Origin of the sequence: Gordonia metallireducens, from assembly GCF_021245825.1 — a bacterium.
Lineage (GTDB): Bacteria > Actinomycetota > Actinomycetes > Mycobacteriales > Mycobacteriaceae > Gordonia > Gordonia namibiensis.
In genome coordinates, this window is sequence record NZ_JAJQJP010000024.1 from 26,213 (window position 1) to 43,414 (window position 17,202).

At 66.7% G+C, this 17,202-nt stretch carries 17 protein-coding genes; 10 read left to right on the top strand and 7 right to left on the bottom strand.

What is annotated here, in order from left to right; translation table 11 throughout:
• Positions 1-95: 95 nt before the first annotated feature.
• Positions 96-488 (bottom strand): winged helix-turn-helix transcriptional regulator, encoded by a 393-nt coding sequence (locus LQD00_RS08025; RefSeq protein WP_232716644.1) that lies wholly within the window; start codon positions 486-488, stop codon positions 96-98.
• Between the two features lie 113 nt (positions 489-601).
• Here LQD00_RS08025 and LQD00_RS08030 point away from each other — a divergent pair, with 113 nt between their 5' ends.
• The 5 genes from LQD00_RS08030 (at position 602) to LQD00_RS08050 (ending at position 4,470) form a co-directional block, all read left to right on the top strand.
• A complete protein-coding gene (locus LQD00_RS08030) occupies positions 602-1,462 on the top strand; it encodes an SDR family oxidoreductase (protein ID WP_232716646.1) in 861 nt (286 codons plus the stop codon).
• Positions 1,463-1,542: 80 nt separating this feature from the next.
• Positions 1,543-2,190, top strand: coding sequence for a dihydrofolate reductase family protein (locus LQD00_RS08035; RefSeq protein ID WP_232716647.1), 648 nt, complete (start codon positions 1,543-1,545; stop codon positions 2,188-2,190).
• A gap of 52 nt (positions 2,191-2,242) precedes the next feature.
• Positions 2,243-2,995 carry an isocitrate lyase/PEP mutase family protein gene (locus tag LQD00_RS08040; RefSeq protein WP_232716649.1) on the top strand — a complete coding sequence of 251 codons (753 nt, stop codon included), beginning with the start codon at positions 2,243-2,245 and terminating at the stop codon, positions 2,993-2,995.
• A gap of 132 nt (positions 2,996-3,127) precedes the next feature.
• Entirely contained in the window at positions 3,128-3,553 is a 426-nt protein-coding gene (locus LQD00_RS08045; RefSeq protein ID WP_232716651.1) for a pyridoxamine 5'-phosphate oxidase family protein, read from the top strand.
• A 59-nt stretch (positions 3,554-3,612) separates the two neighbouring features.
• Positions 3,613-4,470 carry a hypothetical protein gene (locus LQD00_RS08050; protein WP_232716653.1) on the top strand — a complete coding sequence of 286 codons (858 nt, stop codon included), beginning with the start codon at positions 3,613-3,615 and terminating at the stop codon, positions 4,468-4,470.
• A gap of 113 nt (positions 4,471-4,583) precedes the next feature.
• Here LQD00_RS08050 and LQD00_RS08055 read toward each other — a convergent pair whose 3' ends face one another.
• A complete protein-coding gene (locus tag LQD00_RS08055; protein WP_232716654.1) occupies positions 4,584-5,795 on the bottom strand; it encodes a TetR/AcrR family transcriptional regulator in 1,212 nt (403 codons plus the stop codon).
• Positions 5,796-5,994: 199 nt separating this feature from the next.
• Here LQD00_RS08055 and LQD00_RS08060 point away from each other — a divergent pair, with 199 nt between their 5' ends.
• The 5 genes from LQD00_RS08060 (at position 5,995) to LQD00_RS08080 (ending at position 11,312) form a co-directional block, all read left to right on the top strand.
• A complete protein-coding gene (locus LQD00_RS08060) occupies positions 5,995-6,795 on the top strand; it encodes an enoyl-CoA hydratase-related protein (RefSeq protein ID WP_119032728.1) in 801 nt (266 codons plus the stop codon).
• A 90-nt stretch (positions 6,796-6,885) separates the two neighbouring features.
• Positions 6,886-8,490, top strand: a complete 1,605-nt coding sequence (fadD5, locus tag LQD00_RS08065; RefSeq protein ID WP_119032727.1) for a fatty-acid--CoA ligase FadD5 — start codon at positions 6,886-6,888, stop codon at positions 8,488-8,490.
• A 178-nt stretch (positions 8,491-8,668) separates the two neighbouring features.
• The gene (locus LQD00_RS08070; RefSeq protein ID WP_232716655.1) at positions 8,669-9,799 is read left to right on the top strand and encodes an NDMA-dependent alcohol dehydrogenase; all 1,131 of its coding nucleotides are present in this window, start codon (positions 8,669-8,671) and stop codon (positions 9,797-9,799) included.
• A 48-nt stretch (positions 9,800-9,847) separates the two neighbouring features.
• The gene (locus LQD00_RS08075) at positions 9,848-10,666 is read left to right on the top strand and encodes a serine hydrolase domain-containing protein (protein ID WP_232716656.1); all 819 of its coding nucleotides are present in this window, start codon (positions 9,848-9,850) and stop codon (positions 10,664-10,666) included.
• A gap of 127 nt (positions 10,667-10,793) precedes the next feature.
• Entirely contained in the window at positions 10,794-11,312 is a 519-nt protein-coding gene (locus tag LQD00_RS08080) for a DUF3145 domain-containing protein (RefSeq protein ID WP_005200180.1), read from the top strand.
• 229 nt (positions 11,313-11,541) lie between these two features.
• Here the strand turns inward: LQD00_RS08080 and LQD00_RS08085 are convergent, their stop codons facing one another.
• The 5 genes from LQD00_RS08085 to LQD00_RS08105 all read right to left on the bottom strand — a co-directional run bounded on the left by LQD00_RS08085 (position 11,542) and on the right by LQD00_RS08105 (position 17,141).
• On the bottom strand, positions 11,542-12,993 hold the full coding sequence (locus LQD00_RS08085; RefSeq protein WP_006867895.1) for an acyl-CoA carboxylase subunit beta: 1,452 nt from the start codon (positions 12,991-12,993) through the stop codon (positions 11,542-11,544).
• 71 nt (positions 12,994-13,064) lie between these two features.
• A complete protein-coding gene (locus LQD00_RS08090) occupies positions 13,065-14,333 on the bottom strand; it encodes a KasA/KasB family beta-ketoacyl-ACP synthase (RefSeq protein WP_119032718.1) in 1,269 nt (422 codons plus the stop codon).
• On the bottom strand, positions 14,333-14,635 hold the full coding sequence (gene acpM / locus LQD00_RS08095) for a meromycolate extension acyl carrier protein AcpM (protein ID WP_006434904.1): 303 nt from the start codon (positions 14,633-14,635) through the stop codon (positions 14,333-14,335). The genes LQD00_RS08090 and acpM overlap by 1 nt, the downstream gene beginning before the upstream one ends.
• Positions 14,636-14,762: 127 nt before the next feature.
• Complete coding sequence (locus LQD00_RS08100) at positions 14,763-15,671, bottom strand: ACP S-malonyltransferase (RefSeq protein WP_119032717.1); 909 nt, start codon at positions 15,669-15,671, stop codon at positions 14,763-14,765.
• A 195-nt stretch (positions 15,672-15,866) separates the two neighbouring features.
• Positions 15,867-17,141 (bottom strand): PucR family transcriptional regulator, encoded by a 1,275-nt coding sequence (locus LQD00_RS08105; RefSeq protein ID WP_119032716.1) that lies wholly within the window; start codon positions 17,139-17,141, stop codon positions 15,867-15,869.
• Positions 17,142-17,202 lie beyond the last annotated feature (61 nt).

Sequence of the window (17,202 nt, forward strand, 5' to 3'; positions counted from 1 at the left end):
CTTTTTCGTTGGCGTCTCACAAACCCACCTTTTTTCGGCAGGATCACCACTTGCGCGGGGGTGGGTTTGCCGAAAAGGGGTGGGTTTGCGGACGGTCAGGCCTTCGCCGCGTTCCGTTCGTCGTACTCCGCCTGCGCCTCGCGCACCGTCGGCATGCTGTCCTGCACCAGGTCGATGAGCCCCTGCAGCCGATCTGCGACCTGCCGGCCGAGGGGAGTGAGGTGATACTCGACCTTCGGCGGGATCGCCTCGAGGACAGTTCGCACGACCATGCCGTCGCGTTCGAGGTTCTGGAGCGTCTGCGACAACATCCGCTCACTCACACCGTCGACGCGGCGTCGTAGCGCACTGAACCGGTAGTTGCTCTCGCCCAACGCGATCAGGACCAGGCTGCCCCAGCGGCCGGTGACCGTCTGCAGCGTAGACCTCGACGAGCAGTCGCGCGCGAAGACGTCCGCTTCGAGGGACTGGTCGTCGTGATCGGGCATGGCCTCAGATTAGCGAAGGTCACACCTACGCGCTAACCAACCGTATTGCACTTACGAAAAGTAAGTGGGTAGGGTCTCCGGGAACAGGCCATCAGTACGAGGAGGAGACAACGATGACGATTGCAGTGACGGGTGCGACGGGACAACTCGGTGGACTGGTGATCGACGAGCTGCTCGGGCGGGGAGTTCCGGCCACGGACATCGTGGCGATCGTGCGGGTCGAGGCGAAGGCCGCCGACCTGGCATCGAACGGTGTTCAGATCCGGGTCGCCTCCTACGAGGAACCGGAGGCGCTGCGACGAGCACTCAACGGCGTCGACAAACTGCTGCTCATCTCCGGGTCGGAGGTCGGACGGCGAGTTCCGCAGCACACCAACGTGATCGAGGCTGCGGAAGCTACCGGGGTGAAGCTCATCGCCTACACGAGCCTCCTCAACGCCGCTACGAGCGGACTCGGCTTGGCGCCCGAACACGTGGCCACCGAGAAGCGTCAGGCGGAATCGTCGATCCCGGAGGTGTTCCTGCGCAACGGCTGGTACTGGGAGAACTACCTGCAGGCCATCGGTCAGGCGGTCTCGTCCGGTGCGCTGTTCGGTGCGGCGGGCGAGGGCAAGGTCGCCGGTGCGGCGCGCGCCGACTACGCGGCGGCTGCCGCGGCGGTCCTCACCTCCGACGCCGACCAGGGCGGCAAGATCTACGAACTCGGCGGCGACGAACGACTCACCTACGCCGATCTCGCGAAGATCATCGGCGAGGTCGCCGGCAGGCCCGTCGAGTACCGCAACCTGCCGGAGGCCGACTACGCGAAGGTCCTCGCCGAGGGCGGTGTTCCGGAGCAGTTCGCCGCCGTGCTGGCGGGCTCCGACGCCAGCATCGCCCGCGGTGAGCTCGACACCACCTCCGGCGACCTGCAGGCGCTGATCGGCCGGTCGTCGACGCCGGTCGCCGAGATCGTCAGAGCCGCCATCGCCTGAGCTGCGCCGACCGATGAGTTTCGCTGCGGTGCCGAGTCTGTCCTGGTTGGATTGCCCGACGACGACAGGAGCGGAACATCATGCCGCAGCTACTCAGAGTGCAGAACTTCTCGGTCTCGCAGGACGGGATCGGTGCCGGTGAGAACCAGACCTTCGAGCGGCCGTTCGGCGACACCGTCGAACCCTGGGAGCTGATGTCCTGGGCAGGGGCCACCGCGAGCTGGCCCAACCGCACCGATCCCGGCGGCACCCGCGGCCTCGACGACTATTTCACCCGCGACTTCACCCACAACATCGGCGCGGAGATCATGGGCCGCAACAAGTTCGGGCACAAGCGCGGCCCGTGGGCCGACCATGAATGGCAGGGGTGGTGGGGCGACGAGCCGCCGTTCCACACCCCGGTCTTCGTCCTCACCCATCACCTCCGGCCGTCGTTCACGTTGGGTGAGACCACCTTCCACTTCCTCGACGCCACGCCGGCCGAGGCGGCGGAGAAGGCGAAGACCGCAGCCGACGGCAAGGACGTCCGGATCGGCGGGGGAGTCAGCACCGTCCGGGAGTTCCTCGACGCCGATCTCATCGACACGCTGCACATCGCGGTCGCACCCGTCACCTACGGAAACGGCCTGCGGCTGTGGAACTCGCCCACCGAGTTGGAGGACCGTTTCGAGCACGAAGTCGTCCCGAGTCCCAGTGGGGTCACCCACCACTTGTTCTGGCGGAAGTAGTTTTTCGCCAACCCCCGGAATGTGCGCGTCGCCCGGCGTAGTTGTAGGGGTCATGACGGAACTCGCCGACAAGGCCAAGACCCTGCTCGAACTCCACAAGCCCGGAGACCCGGTGATCCTGCCGACGGTGTGGGACGCGTGGTCGGCGAATCTGGCGGTCTCCGCCGGGTTCACCGCCCTCACCGTCGGCAGTCACCCGGTGTCGGACTCGATCGGCAAACCCGACAACGAGGGCATCACCTTCGGGGAACTCACCACCCGGATCAAACAGATCACCGCAGCGGTCGACGCCCCGATCTCCGTCGACATCGAATCCGGCTACGGCGAAGACCCCAAAACGCTGATCGACGGCCTCATCGACGCCGGTGCCGTCGGCCTCAACATCGAGGACACCGTGCACAGCGAAGGCGGGCGACTCCGCGAGGCGCAGGAGCACGCCGACTTCGTGGCTGCCCTGCGTGCCGCGTCGGACGCCACCGATGTCCACGTCGTCGTCAACGCCCGCACCGACCTGTTCCTCAAGCAGGTCGGCGACGAATCCGACCGCGTCGACCGCGCGATCGCACGGATGAAGCTCTGCGCGGAGGCCGGTGCCGACGTGCTCTATCCCGTCGGATTCCACGATGACGTGACCCAGAAGCGGCTCACCGAAGAACTCCCGCTCCCGGTCAACGCCATCGGGCACCCGACCAAGAACAACAAGGCGGCACTCGCCGCGCTCGGCGTCGGACGCGTGAGCTTCGGCCCGCTGTTCCAGATGGTGCTCGCCGAACGTGCCGCCGAGGTGCTCGCTCCCTGGAAGTAGGCATACCCCCGGTATGGCCCGTCAGTAGACGTCGCGGATCGTGACGGTCGACGCCACGTTCCGCTACATCTGCAGGCCCGGTGCCTCGTGAATCGGGCACGAATTGTCGGAGGCCGGGTCTACCGTCGGAGCATGGCACTCACCAAGAACGAAAGAGAAGCGTTTCTGGCAGAACCACACGTCGCGGCGTTGGCCGTCGAGGCCGAACCCGGGCGGGCGCCGTTGACGGTGCCGATCTGGTATCAGTACGAGCCCGGCGGCCGACCATGGCTGCTCACCGGCACCGAGTCGCGGAAGCTGAACCTCATCCGGGCCGCGGGGCGGTTCACTCTCATGGTCGACGAGGTGTCGCCGCGACTCATGTACGTCTCGGTGTCGGGCGATGCCGTGGACATGGTCGCCGGAACCCGAGACGACCTGCGCGAGATGGCATCTCGGTATCTGCCACCCCAGGCCGTCGAACCGTACATCGAGATGGCCGAGAAGGAACACGGTCCGCAGACCAAGGTGTACCTCGACCCGCAGCAGTGGGTGTCGCTGGACCTCGGCGGCCTCTGACATCCGTGCCGGTATGACGCCGGACACAGTGCCCGAGGCGGCATCGCTACATTGAACCCATGCCGAAGCCTCGTCAGACCTCCGACGCCCCCGACGCAACCTCGGTGACGCCCGACGTCGAAGACGGCGTGACCCCGCTCGACGGCGACGAATTCCTGCAGGCCAACCGCACGAACCGGGAAAAGTACCGGGCCGAGGCGGAGGCCAAGGCGGCGAAAGCGGCTCGCAAGGCGGCCCGTCGCGGGGAAGCGGACGATGCCGACGTCTCGACGAGCGACGCCACCCCCGAGGACACGACCGACTCGGACGAGACGGTCGCCGCGGAGTCCGCCGAGGATCGGACGCCGCGCAAGCTCGACCCGGCCGCGGCGTCGGGCAAGCGAAACCGCTGGACCGGGTGGGCGACGAGTCTCGGGAAGAAGACCTGGGCGGTCGTCGCGCTGGTGGCGGTCGCAGTCGTTCTCGCGGCGTCGACCGCGGCGCTGGCCGTCGCCTACATCGATGCCGACCGTCGGGCCGACACAGTAGCCGGCGGGATCGACACGACGATCCTCGACACCGCACGCAAGTACGCCGCCGAGATCACCACCTACAACTCGAGCGACTACTCCGACCTCGACCGTCGAATCCGCGAGATCTCGACTCCCGCGTTCACCCAGACCTACATCGAGTCCTCGCAGGACGCCCGAAAAGGCTCCACCGAGGCGGAGGCCGTGTCGACCGCGAAGGCCGAGAACGCCGGCATGATGTCGCTCGACGACGGGAAGGCCGTCGTCCTCGTGACACTCGACCAGACCATCAAGTCGCCGCAGACCGCGCAGGAATTCCCTGAGGGATTCCCTTACCAGACGCGCGTTAAAGTGACCCTGGTGCAACAGGACGGCCGCTGGCTGATGGACGACTTCGCGGTGCTGTAGGGGCTGATTTCGATACGGCTCCTCGCTGCGCTCGTCGCCTACTCAATCAGCCGGGGGCGACTACTTTTGCCGGCCGAGTAGGTCCGAGGCGCCAGCCGAGGACCTTATCGAGGTCAGGCGTTCCCGCCCAACAGGATTCGTACCGACAGTGCCTCGATGCGTTCAGGGGAGGGTTGCGGTCGTAGTCGGGACAGGTCGGTGACGACGTTGAGTGCGGCGTGAACGAGGAACCGTGCGTGGGTGATCGGCAGGTTCGCTCGTTCGCGGCTCATCCAGGTCGCCCATTCCTCGACGGTGATGCGTTGCTGATTGCGCAACGCATCCCGGGCCTCGGGTGTGGCGTGTCCGATCTCGGTTTCGTACACGCTGATCAGATCGGTTGAGCTGCAGGTCAATCGGACGTACCGGTGCACCATGCCGACGAGTGCCTCGTGTGGCGTCGTCGCATCGGCCAGGGCGTCGGAGATGGCGGTCGTGACGCGGTCGGTCGCCCGCCAGAACGCGGCCTCGAGGATCGCGACCTTGCTCGGGAAATGGCGGTACACGCCGGACGCCGGAAGGCCCGCGGCATGGGCGATGTCCTCGATGGTCACATCACGGAAACCGCGTGCGGCGAACAGATTGATCGCCTCGGTCAGGATGACCTCGCGCTTCGCCGCCGGTGCGAGCCCGTGCACGGCGGGAGCGGGCGGTTCCACCGAATCGGGGAGGTCGGCGTCGAGCAGGTCGATCGCGGCCTCGGAGATGAGCGCGGTGACCTCCCGCGCCGGGAGCGAGGAGCGATGGGTCGTCGGGCTGGCCGCGACGCTGGTCATCGCGGCGACGATCAGATTGGCGTCGGCATCACCGAGGTCGGGACGCAGGCGTCGAGCCGCCGCACGGATGCGCCGGTGCTGGTGCACGACGACATCGCGGACGATGTCCCGGTCGGCCGACTCGAGGTACCGGGACTCCCATCGGTACAGACCACCCGTGCGGCGGTTCTCGAACGAGGCTGCGGTGATCGCCACGAGCAGGTCGCGCAGTTCGTCGTCGCCGTCGTTGTCCACCGCATCGAGCGCCGACCGGAGCGACCGGGCCAGGACGGCGGTGGTCTCGGCGAACAGTGCGTATTTGTTGGGGAAATGCCGGTAGAGGGCGGGTGCGGAGATCCCGACCGCGTCGGCGATGTCGTCGAGGCGAACCGCGTGGTAACCGCCGTCGCTGAACGCCTTCGCCGCAGCGTCGACGATGAGCCGCCTGCGGTCGGCCGGACGGCGGCGTCGGGCGCCCGGCGCAACGCTCTGAGGCGTGTCGGGAGTCGACGTCCCCGGGCGCACGGTCATGGCGACAGACTCTAGCCGGATACGACGTTCACGAGACATTTTCGGGGCTATCGGGCGAAAAGACCAGCAAGGGGTCTCGAGTGACGAGTATAAGTTAACCAAGATTCTCGTGATCTGCGTCGCACTGTGGTAGTACTCTAGGCGATGGCACAGATCCGACGATCTGTGTCTATCTGTCCGGTCACGAGTGGGGAGTGCAGTGAGCGACGAGACCAGCCAGGCAATCGTGACCTCGGTCGACGACCGAGGAGTCGCGCGGCTGACCATTTCCCGCCCGGAGAAGATGAACGCTCTCGACACCGAGGCGAACTACGGCATCAAGGCTGCGATGGAGGAGTGGTCGAAGAGCGACGACGTCCGCGTCATCGTTCTCGACGGCGCCGGCGGGAGCTTCAGCGCCGGAGCCGACGTGGTCTCCATCAACTCGCAGTCGACCGCCGACGGGGCGTCGGGTCTCGACCCCGACCAGGCCCGGGGGATCATCTCCGCCGGTTCGGAACTCGCGCGCGCTGTGCGATCGGTCCAGGTGCCGGTCATCGCCTCCGTCGACGGACCGGCTGCGGGCATCGGTGCCTCGCTGGCCCTGGCCGCCGACCTCATCTACACGACGAAGCGGTCGTACTTCCTGCTCGCCTTCATCAACATCGGCCTGATGCCCGACGGCGGCGCGTCGATGCTGTTCACCTCCGCGGTGGGCCGTGTCCGCGCCAACGAACTCGCCCTCCTCGGCGAGAAGCTGCGCGCCCCCGAGGCTCTCGCGGCGGGACTGGTCAACGGCGTCTACGACGACCGTCCCGCGCTCGACGAAGCCGTCGACAAGGTCGCCGCGAAGCTCGCCGGCAAGAGCCGTTCCGCGTTGCGCCTGACGAAATCGGCGCTCGACGCCCACACCATGTCGGGCTTCGAAGCCGCCATCGAGCGAGAACTCGAGGGGCAGACCGAACTGTTGCAGTCGCCCGAGTTCCAGGCTGCCATCGCCGCCTTCGCCGGCAAGAAGTGAGCTCGGGCGCCGACGCCCGAACCCTCACTCCCACAGACGTATTCACCACTCACGTTCGTCACGAAGACAGACAACAAGGAGACCGATCGTATGACCGCGACCGTCGACACCGTCACCGACCTCGCCACCGAGCCGCTGCGCTCGCGCCGTAACCACTGGAACAACCAGATCAAGCGCCACGCCTTCATGAACCCCGAGGGCGCGGCCTTGAAGTTCCAGGGCGAGGTCACCACCTGGAAGGAACTCGACGAGCGGACCCGTGCCTTCGCCGCCGCCCTGACCCGTCGCGGCGTCGAGTTCGGTGACCGCATCCTGGTGGTCCTGCTGAACCGCAGCGAGTACGTCGAAGCGGTGTTGGGCGCCAACCTCATCGGCGCCATCCCGGTGCCGGTGAACATCCGCATGAGCCCCGCCGAGATCGCCTTCCTGGTCAACGACAGCGGCGCGAAGGTCGTCGTCACCGAGACCCTGCTCGCCCCGCTCGTCGACGCCGTCGCCGCGTCGACCAACGCGATCGACCACATCGTGGTCGTCGGTGGATCGGACAAGGACAACCACCTCGACTACGAGGCGCTCGTCGGCGAGGACTCCTCGGACCTGCCCGAGCTCGACGTCCCCGAAGAGACCGTCGCACTGATCATGTACACCTCGGGCACCACCGGAAAGCCCAAGGGCGCCATGCTCACCCACACCAACCTGCAGGCGCAGGCCGCCACCTGCATGCAGGCGCTGCACACCCGGTCCGACGACATCGGCTCGTGCGTCGCGCCGATGTTCCACATCGCCGGCCTCGGTGCGATGGCGCCGCTGTTCTACATGGGTGCGCTGTCGGTCATCCACCCGCTCGGTGCCTTCGATCCGAACGACATGCTCGACACCATCGAGAAGGAGGGCACCACCTCGATCTTCCTGGTGCCCGCCCAGTGGCAGGCCGTCTGCGCCGCCCAGCAGGCCAAGCCGCGGGACCTGAAGCTGCGCGTCATCAGCTGGGGTGCCGCGCCCGCGTCGGACACCGTGCTGCGTGCGATGAACGAGACCTTCCCCGACGCGCTGAACGTCGCCGTCTTCGGTCAGACCGAGATGTCGCCGATCACCTGCGTGCTCGAGGGCAAGGACGCGCTGAACAAGATCGGTTCCATCGGCAAGGTCGTGCCCGCGGTGACCGCGCGCATCATCGACCCCGAGGGCAACGACGTGAAGCAGGGCGAGGTCGGCGAGATCGTTTACCGCGGACCCAACATGATGAAGGGTTACTGGCAGAACGAGCAGGGCACCGCCGACGCGTTCGCCGGCGGCTGGTTCCACTCGGGCGACCTCGTACGCGAGGACGAGGACGGTTTCCTCTACGTCGTCGACCGTGCCAAGGACATGATCATCTCCGGCGGCGAGAACATCTACTGCGCCGAGGTCGAGAACGCGCTGTTCGGACACCCGAGCATCAGCGAGGCCGCCATCATCGGACGTGCGCACGAGAAGTGGGGCGAGGTCCCGGTCGCGGTCGTCGTCCTCGCCGAGGGGGTCGCCGACCTGACCCTGGCCGACCTCGAGCCGTACCTGAACGAGAATCTGGCCCGCTTCAAGCACCCCAAGGACCTGGTCATCGTCGACGAGCTGCCGCGCAACGCCGGCGGCAAGGTCGTCAAGCCGACCCTGCGGGCGAGCTACGGCTCCAAGGACGCCGGTCTGGCCGACTGACCCGGTCGCGGTGTCGCGGCGCCGGATTCGGAGATGCGCCGTGTGAGCCGACCGATGGAACACAGACTAGAACACGTTTCACTTTTGTGATTGAGTGACTACAGTCACAAGCGGCGGCGACGTCGCTCGATGGACTTCCCGGGGCGAGATTGTTGCCGGGTTCGAACGGAGGAGACCAGTGAAGACAAAGGGCGCGCTACTGCGCGAGCACAACAAGCCGTGGGCGATCGAGGAGATCGAGATCGGCGACCCCAAGGCGCACGAGATCAAGATCAAGATGGAAGCGGCGGGCATGTGCCACTCCGACCATCACTTGATGACCGGCGGCATCCCGATGGCCGGCTTCCCGATCCTGGGTGGCCACGAGGGCGCGGGTGTCGTGGCCGAGGTCGGCGAGGGCGTCACCGACTTCGAGGTCGGCGACCACGTTGTGCTGTCGTTCATCCCGTCGTGCGGCAAGTGTCCGTCGTGCCAGTCGGGCATGGCCAACCTGTGCGACTTCGGCGCCATGCTGCTGCAGGGCGAAGCGGTGTCGGACAACACCTTCCGCATCCACACCGCAGCCGGTGAGAACGTCTACCCGATGACCCTGCTGGGCACCTTCGCGCCCTACATGGTCGTCCACGAGGCGTCGGCGGTGAAGATCGACAAGGACATCCCGTTCGAGATCGCGGCCCTGTGCGGTTGCGGCATCCCCACCGGTTACGGCTCGTCGACCCGCAGCGGTGACGTCCGTCCCGGCGAGGACGTGGCGATCGTCGGCGTCGGTGGCGTCGGTACGGCAGCCCTCCAGGGTGCCGTCATCTCGGGTGCCCGCAACGTGTTCGCCATCGATCCGGTGGAGTGGAAGCGCGAGCAGGCGCTGAAGTTCGGTGCCACCGCGGCATTCGCGTCGATCGAAGAGGCCGCCATGGCCATCGCGGAGACCACCCACGGCGGTATGTGCCAGAAGGTGGTCGTCACCGTCGGTGAGGTCCACGGCAAGGACGTCGACTCGTGGATGGGCATCACCGCCAAGGGCGGCACCTGCGTGCTGACCGGTATGGGCAACATGCTCGAGAGTGACGTGACGCTGAACCTCGCGATGCTGACGTTGCTGCAGAAGAACCTGCAGGGCTCCATCTTCGGCGGCGCCAACCCGAAGCTCGACATCCCGCAGCTGCTGTCGATGTACAAGATCGGCAAGCTCAACATCGCCGACATGATCACCCGCCAGTACCGCCTGGACCAGATCAACGAGGGCTACCAGGACATGCTGGACGGCCGCAACATCCGTGGCGTCATCCGCTACACCGAAGAGGATTGGTGAGCCCTGTGCCCACCGGCCGGCGCGCGTGCACGGGTAACGTGACCCGATGTGTCGGTCCTTGAATCTCTGACGGAATGGCCCGTCGACAATGTGTCGGCGGCGATCATCACCCGCGACGGGGTCGCCGAGGAATTCGGCGACCCCGTTCGCGTCTACGAACTCGCCTCGGTCACCAAACTCCTGGTCGCCGAGGCGATTCTGGTGGCCGTCGAGGAGGGGGCCGTCGAACTCGACGATCCGGCCGGGCCTCCCGGGGCGACCATCCGGCATCTTCTCGCCCACGCGTCTGGACTCGCCTTCGACTCGCGGGACATCGAGGCCGGGGTGGGGGAGAAGCGCATCTATTCGAGCGCGGGTTTCGAGATCCTGGCCGAGACGGTAGAACAGGCCGCGGGCATCGGCTTCGCGGAGTACCTGGCCGACGCCGTCTGCGCGCCGCTCGGAATGGAGTCCACCGAGCTGTACGGGCCCGCCGGCCATGGGGCGCGGTCCACTGCCGCCGATCTGGCGCGTTTCGCACAGGACCTGCTCGAGCCCCGACTGCTTGCAGCGGAGACCCTCGCCGATGCGACATCGGTCCAGTTCCCGGGACTCGACGGCTTTGTGCCGGGCTACGGCAGGCACCGCCCCAACGATTGGGGACTCGGATTCGAGATCCGAGCCGAGAAGTCCCCGCACTGGACCGGTACGGCGAACTCGCCCCTGACCTTCGGCCATTTCGGTCAGGCCGGCACCTTCCTCTGGGTCGATCCGGAACTGCAGGCAGCATGCGTCGTCCTCACCGACCGTGCTTTCGGACCGTGGGCGAAACCGCTGTGGACCGAGTTCAATGACCGAGTCGTCAGTGAACTTTCGTCACAGAAATGAACCTTTCTCGCACGAGAAACTAGCGCAACACGCGCATCATGGGGCACAATGAATCCCACGAGTGTGATATCCGAAGTCGCGAGGTGTGTTGGGGAAGACGTTCCTCGTCGACAACGGAGGTGAAAAGGTGCGCAATCTGAACCAGTTTGCGGACATGACAACAGGAGTGGTCTACATCCACTCGGCGCCGGTGGCGCTGTGCCCGCATGTGGAGTGGGCTCTGTCGTCGACCCTGAATGCACGCGCGAACCTGAAATGGTCGGCACAGGACGCCGAACCGGGTATGCAGCGTGCGACTGTCGACTGGGCAGGGCCGGTCGGGACGGCGGCACGTCTGGTGACCGCTCTGCGTGAATGGTCGGCGCTGCGTTTCGAGGTCACCGAGAACCCGAGCGAGGGCGTCGACGGTGAGCGCTACAGCTACGTGCCGGGTCTGGGACTCTGGCGCGGATCGACCAGCGCCAACGGCGATGTCATCATCGGCGAGAACCAGCTGCGTTCGATGATCGAATCCCAGCCCGACAGCGCCGGTCTCGCCGGCGAACTCGAAGCCGCTCTCGGCACGGCCTGGGATGACGCCCTCGAGCAGTACCGCATGGGCGGTGCCGGGGCCGAGGTCACCTGGCTGCAGCAGCGCGTCGGTTAGTGCTCCGGTCGCTCCTCGGGGAGCGTGATGACGTTACCGAGGAGTGAGGAGCGACACGCTCGGCAGGCGCGCGACGCGGTTTGGCCGAGGCCAGAAGTGGGAATCCTCCTGACGCTGCGGAGAATACAGACTTCCCAGGGAGCGCGGTGAACAGTCCCGCGAGCTCAGGGACACACGAGAAACGCCACCGGTGAGAACCGGTGGCGTTCTTCGTCTGGACGTCCGCTGATCAGAGCGGGATGTTCTTGTGGCGGCCGCGTCGGGCGGGTGCGGCCGCAAGTGCTTCGGCGATGATGCTGCGTGTGCGGGCCGGGTCGATGATCTCGTCGACGACGCCGATCGACTGGGCGCGTCCCACACCGCCGGCGATGGCCTCGTGTTCGGCGGCCAGTCGGTCGTGGAGGGCTTCGCGCTCGTCGTCGGGAGCGGCGGCGAGGGCCTTCTTGTGCAGGATGCCGACGGCGGCCTTGGCGCCCATGACGGCGACTTCGGAACCGGGCCAGGCGAACACGGCGGTGGCGCCGAGCGCCCGCGAGTTCATGGCGATGTAGGCGCCGCCGTAGATCTTCCGGGTCACCAGGGTGACGCGGGGGACCGAGCACTCGGCGAAGGCGTGGAGGAGCTTGGCGCCGCGTCGGACGACACCGTTCCACTCCTGTCCGACGCCCGGCAGGTAACCGGGGACGTCGGTGAGGACGATGAGGGGGATGCCGAAGGCGTCGCAGAGGCGGACGAACCGGGAGGCCTTCTCAGCGCTCTCCGAGTTGAGGCAGCCGCCCATGCGCAGTGGGTTGTTGGCGATCACGCCGACACTGCGACCGGACAACCGGCCGAACCCGATGACGATGTTCGGCGCCCACTTGGCCTGCAGCTCTTCGAAACTGGAGATCTCGGTCTCGCCGTCGGCGGCAAGAGCGGTGTCGAGCAGCTTCTCGACGACCGGGTGGACGTCGTAGGCGCGGCGGGCGGATTCGGGCAGCAGGGCCTTGAGGTCGGTGTCGCCGGCGGCGGCCAGCTCACGGTTGAAGTGGCCCTGCCGGCTGAACGTCGAGACGAGGCGTCGTGCGCGCCACAGGGCGTCGGGCTCGGAGTCGGCCACGATGTGGCAGACACCGGACTTCTTGCCGTGGGTGGTGGGGCCGCCGAGCGACTCCATGTCGACGTCCTCGCCGGTGACGCTGCGGACCACATCGGGTCCGGTGACGAAGACGCGACCGGCCGGAGCCATGATCACGATGTCGGTGAGGGCGGGCCCGTAGGCCGCGCCGCCGGCGGCGAAGCCGACGACCACGGAGATCTGCGGGATGTATCCGGAGGCCCGGACCATCGCCTCGAAGACCTGACCCACGGCGTGCAACGCCTCGACACCCTCGGCGAGGCGGGCGCCACCCGAGTGCCAGATGCCGATGACCGGCGCCTGCTCGGAGATGGCGGTGTCGATGGCGTTGACGATGTGAGCACACCCGACGACACCCATGGCACCACCCATGACGGTGCCATCGGTGCAGTAGGAGACCGTGCGAACGCCGTTCACCAGGCCGACAGCGGCCTGGACACCGGACTTGTCGCGAGGATGCAGCAACGACATGGTGCCTTCGTCGAAGAAGTTCGTCAGCCGCAACAGTGGGTCGCGGGGATCGGCGGCTTCTTCGTGGCCGGCCATGGGGGCCAAGGTCGTCATCGCAGTCTCCTACCAGGGTGTCGGGGCGTGGTTCGTCTCAGGCACTACCGAGATCGGCGAAAAGCCGACGCTCAGTAGCGACCGAAGGCGAGCGCCACGTTGTGCCCACCGAAACCGAACGAGTTGTTGATCGCGTAGTCGATCTGTCCGTAACGGGGTTCACCGTGGACGACGTCGATGTCGCATTCCGGGTCCTGGTTCTCGAGGTTGAGGGTCGGCGGGATGACGCCTTCCTCGACGCTCTTGATGGTCAGGACCGACTCGAGCGCACCCACCGCACCGATCGAGTGTCCGAGAGCGGACTTCGGCGCATAGATCGCGGCGTGCTGACCGATGGCGGCGGTGATGCCCGCTGCCTCGGCGGTGTCGCCGATCGGGGTCGACGTCGCATGCGCGTTGATGTGGGTGATGTCGGACTTCTGGAGACCGGCGGTCTGCAGGGCCCGCGTCATCGCGCGAGCGTTGCCCTGACCGCTGGGGTCCGGGGCAACCAGGTGGAAGCCGTCGGAGGTGATGCCGGAACCGAGCAGGCGTGCGTGGATGTGCGCACCGCGGGCCCGAGCGTGCTCCTCGCGTTCGAGGATGAGCATCGCGGCACCTTCGCCGAAGACGAAGCCGTCGCGGTCCTTGTCGAACGGACGAGAGGCGGCAGCGGGGTCCTCGTTGCGGGTGCTCATGGCACGCATCATCGAGAACGCCGCGATCGGCACTGCGTCGATGTGTCCCTCGACGCCACCGGTGACGACCATGTCGGCGTCACCCATGACGATGTGGCGCCATGCGTGTGCGATCGCCTCGGCACCCGACGAGCACGCCGAGACCGGGGTGATGACGCCGGCGCGGGCGCCGATGTTCAGGCCGACGACGGCAGCCGGGCCGTTGGGCATGGCCATCGAGACGGCCAGCGGGGACACCTTGCGGTAGTTGCCGGTGCCTTCCATGGCCTTGACGGCGTCGATCATCGCGTCGCCGCCACCCTGGCCGGTGCCGATGACGACGGCCAGACGGTCGGGATCGACCTCGGGCTCGCCGGCCTGCGTCCAGAGACGCTTGCTCAGCACGTGGGCGATGCGCTCGACGTAGGCCATCCGACGAGATTCGACTCGCGTGACCTCTTCGGACGGATCCTTGAGCAGTCGACCGCCGATGCGCACCGGCAGGTTGTACTTGGTGATGAACTCGTCGGTCAGCTCGCGGATGCCCGACTCACCCGCCAGCAGGTTTTTCCACGTCGAGTCGAGATCCTCGCCGAGCGAGGTGGTCGCCACCATGGAGGTGACGACCACGCTCGGGAAGTTCCCACCCAGCGTCGAGTAGTCGCGGAGGGAGGGGGAGCTCATCAGTTCTGGTCTGCCTCGACCTGGGCCTTGATGGCAGCCGCAGCCTCGGGGTTCTCGCTCTCGAGCTTCTGGATGTACGAGACGGCGTCGCCGACGGTGCGCAGACCGGCGAGGTCCTCATCGGGGATCTTCACGCCGTACTTGTCCTCGGTCTGGACGGCGATCTCGACCATGGACAGCGAATCGATGTCGAGGTCGTCGACGAACGACTTCTCGAGGGTCACCTCGGACGGCTCGATGCCGGTGACTTCCTCGATGATCTCGGCGATGCCGGCAATGAGTTGTTCCTGGGTGGCAGCCACTGTGTGGTTCCCTTTCGTGTTCGGGTTGATGAATTCCGGAGCGTCTGACGGACCGGGTCGGTCCGCGCGCTTGGACAGATCGGCGTCGGGCACCGATCTTCCGGGGGTCGCGGACTAACCGCGACCGCTATCCAAGTTCTGCGATCTTCGCGATGTCGCCGGGCTCCTTGAGAGCCAGCGATGGGGTGCCCTTCAGCTCACGCTTGGCGATCCCCACGAGCGTGCCCGCCGGCGGCAGTTCCACGACGGCGGTGGCCGAGTTGTCCCGCAGGTACGCCGAGCAGAGATCCCAGCGGACCGGCCTGGTGACCTGGCCTACCAGTTTTGTCAGTGCATCGGCGCCATTCGTTACAGGCTGACCGTCCGAATTGGACAGCAGCGTGCGATTCGGGTCGGCCGGCGTGATCTTCGCGGCCGCGGCGGCGACCGAGTCCTGCGCCGGGGCCATGAAGTGGGTGTGGAAGGCGCCGGCGACCGCGAGCTTGCGGATACGGGCCTTCTCCGGCGGGTTGGCGATGAGCTCGTCGATCTTCTCGACGGCGCCCGCCGCCACGATCTGGCCGACCGCGTTGCGGTTGGCGGGGACGAGTTCGAGTTCCTCGAGGCGTGCGAGCACGGCGGCTTCGTCGCCACCGAGGACGGCGGCCATGGTGGTCGGCACGAGCGCGCAGGCCTTGGCCATCTCCGCGCCGCGGATGGCGGCGAGGGTGACGGCCTCGTCGGCCGAGATGACGCCGGTGATGGCGGCGGCGGCGAGCTCACCGACCGAGTGGCCGGCGACGACCGCGTCGGCGGGCAGTTCACCGTTCTTGCGGACCTCGTCGAAGGCGAGGAGGGCGGCGACGACGACCAGCGGCTGGGTCACCGCGGTGTCGGTGATCTCCTCTGCGGTGGCGGTGGTGCCGAGTCTTTCCAAGTCCAGTTGAGTGAGCTTGGACCACGTGGCGATCTGATCACGGTTGCCGGGCAGGTCGAGCCACGGCGTGAGCATGCCGGGTGTCTGGGAACCCTGGCCGGGAGCAAGCAACGAAAGCACGTGACCAGAGAACACCCTTTGCTCGCCCTATGTGGGTGTAGAGAAGCATGAACCTTGTCGCCGGGTTTTGTGGGGTTCCCACAAACTTGACCTCAGTGTCACCTGCTTCGTCATCAGGCTGAGATTCGTTACCGAAACGTGCTCTTAAGGCTCCTATCAGCATAAATCCCGAATCGGACATGTGGCGCGTGTGACTCATGGTGCAGGAGAGTCCGTTTTGTGCCGTAAGTGTGTCAGACGACCGACAGTCGTCGCGATCCGTAGTACATACGCATCTCGTGGATTTGTCGGATCGCGTCGTGTGATTTCCGCAATTTTCTTCAGTCTGTACCGGACAGTATTTGGATGTATGTACAGAACGCGCGCGCAGGATTCGACCGATCCGCCAGAGTCGAGGTAGGCCTCGAGCGTCGTGGTCAGCGTGGTGCCCCCTGCGGAGAGCGGACGGACCACCGATTCGACCAGTGCAGCGACCGCCGATTCGTCACCGTTGAGGGCTCGTTCGGGTAGCAGTTCGAGGCTGTGGACCGGGCGGGGTGCACTCGGCCAGCCCACCACCGCCTCGATTGCCGCCATGGCCTCGGCCGCGCTGGCATGGGCGCTCCCGAGGTTCGGCATGGTCGGTCCGATGACCACCGGGCCGTCGGCGAAGTGGGAGAGAAGAGCCGAGACGAACTTCTCCGTGGGGCGGGCGGGACCGCTGACGATGGCGACGAGCACCGAACCCTGGACCACGGAAAGAGCCGACCGGTCGAACTGACGGGCCGTGTTGTGGATGGCCAGCGGCACCGACACGTTCTGCTCGGGCGGCGGGGTTCCGACGATCACGGTCGCCGGGGCGTCGGAGTCCCAGTTCAGGGCTGCTGCACGGGAGAGGAGCTGAGGGCCGGTGTCGCCGCGGACCACGGCGTCGACGACCAGGGCCTCGAGTCGGGAGTCCCAGGCGCCGCGGGATTCCGCGGCCGATGCGTAGATCGCGGCGGCCGCGAAACCGATCTCTCGTCCGTAGCGCAGGACCGACTCGGTGAGCGCTCGGAGCTGGGCGTCGTTGCGTGCGAGCAGCGGCAGCCACTTCTCGAAGAACTCCATCGCCACGCGGACCATCTCGACGGTCTGCAACAGCGTGATGCGTCGGGCGAGGTCCTGAGGCACCACCTGGAAGGCCTGGACCGTGAACTTCACGTTGCCCTCGGGATCCTGGATCCACTCGACGAAGTTCACCACCGCCGTCTGCACGACGAGCTGAACACTCGCGCGCTGCGCGGCGTCGAGGTCGCCGAAGTAGGGCAGCTGATCCTGCATGGAGTGGACCGCCTCGGTGGCGAGGCGGCCGCTGTACTGCTTGACCCGACGCAGGAGCGTGTCCGGTAGCGCGTCGTGCACGGTGGCGGGGGCCGGTACATGGGCACCCCGCTCACCGAACACGTCAGCCGGTGGTGTTGTGGGCTGATTCACTCGCGCGTCGGACACGCTCTCAATCTAGTCCCCGGAAACCGCCGCGCCGGGATCGTGGGTCTCCCCGGGTGCGGCG

What these genes read in the sequence shown, in the direction of transcription:
- LQD00_RS08025 (WP_232716644.1), bottom strand. Translation starts at nt 488, where the DNA reads ATGCCCGATCACGACGACCAGTCCCTCGAAGCGGACGTCTTCGCGCGC.
- LQD00_RS08030 (WP_232716646.1), top strand. Translation starts at nt 602, where the DNA reads ATGACGATTGCAGTGACGGGTGCGACGGGACAACTCGGTGGACTGGTG.
- LQD00_RS08035 (WP_232716647.1), top strand. Translation starts at nt 1,543, where the DNA reads ATGCCGCAGCTACTCAGAGTGCAGAACTTCTCGGTCTCGCAGGACGGG.
- LQD00_RS08040 (WP_232716649.1), top strand. Translation starts at nt 2,243, where the DNA reads ATGACGGAACTCGCCGACAAGGCCAAGACCCTGCTCGAACTCCACAAG.
- LQD00_RS08045 (WP_232716651.1), top strand. Translation starts at nt 3,128, where the DNA reads ATGGCACTCACCAAGAACGAAAGAGAAGCGTTTCTGGCAGAACCACAC.
- LQD00_RS08050 (WP_232716653.1), top strand. Translation starts at nt 3,613, where the DNA reads ATGCCGAAGCCTCGTCAGACCTCCGACGCCCCCGACGCAACCTCGGTG.
- LQD00_RS08055 (WP_232716654.1), bottom strand. Translation starts at nt 5,795, where the DNA reads ATGACCGTGCGCCCGGGGACGTCGACTCCCGACACGCCTCAGAGCGTT.
- fadD5 (WP_119032727.1), top strand. Translation starts at nt 6,886, where the DNA reads ATGACCGCGACCGTCGACACCGTCACCGACCTCGCCACCGAGCCGCTG.
- LQD00_RS08085 (WP_006867895.1), bottom strand. Translation starts at nt 12,993, where the DNA reads ATGACGACCTTGGCCCCCATGGCCGGCCACGAAGAAGCCGCCGATCCC.
- LQD00_RS08090 (WP_119032718.1), bottom strand. Translation starts at nt 14,333, where the DNA reads ATGAGCTCCCCCTCCCTCCGCGACTACTCGACGCTGGGTGGGAACTTC.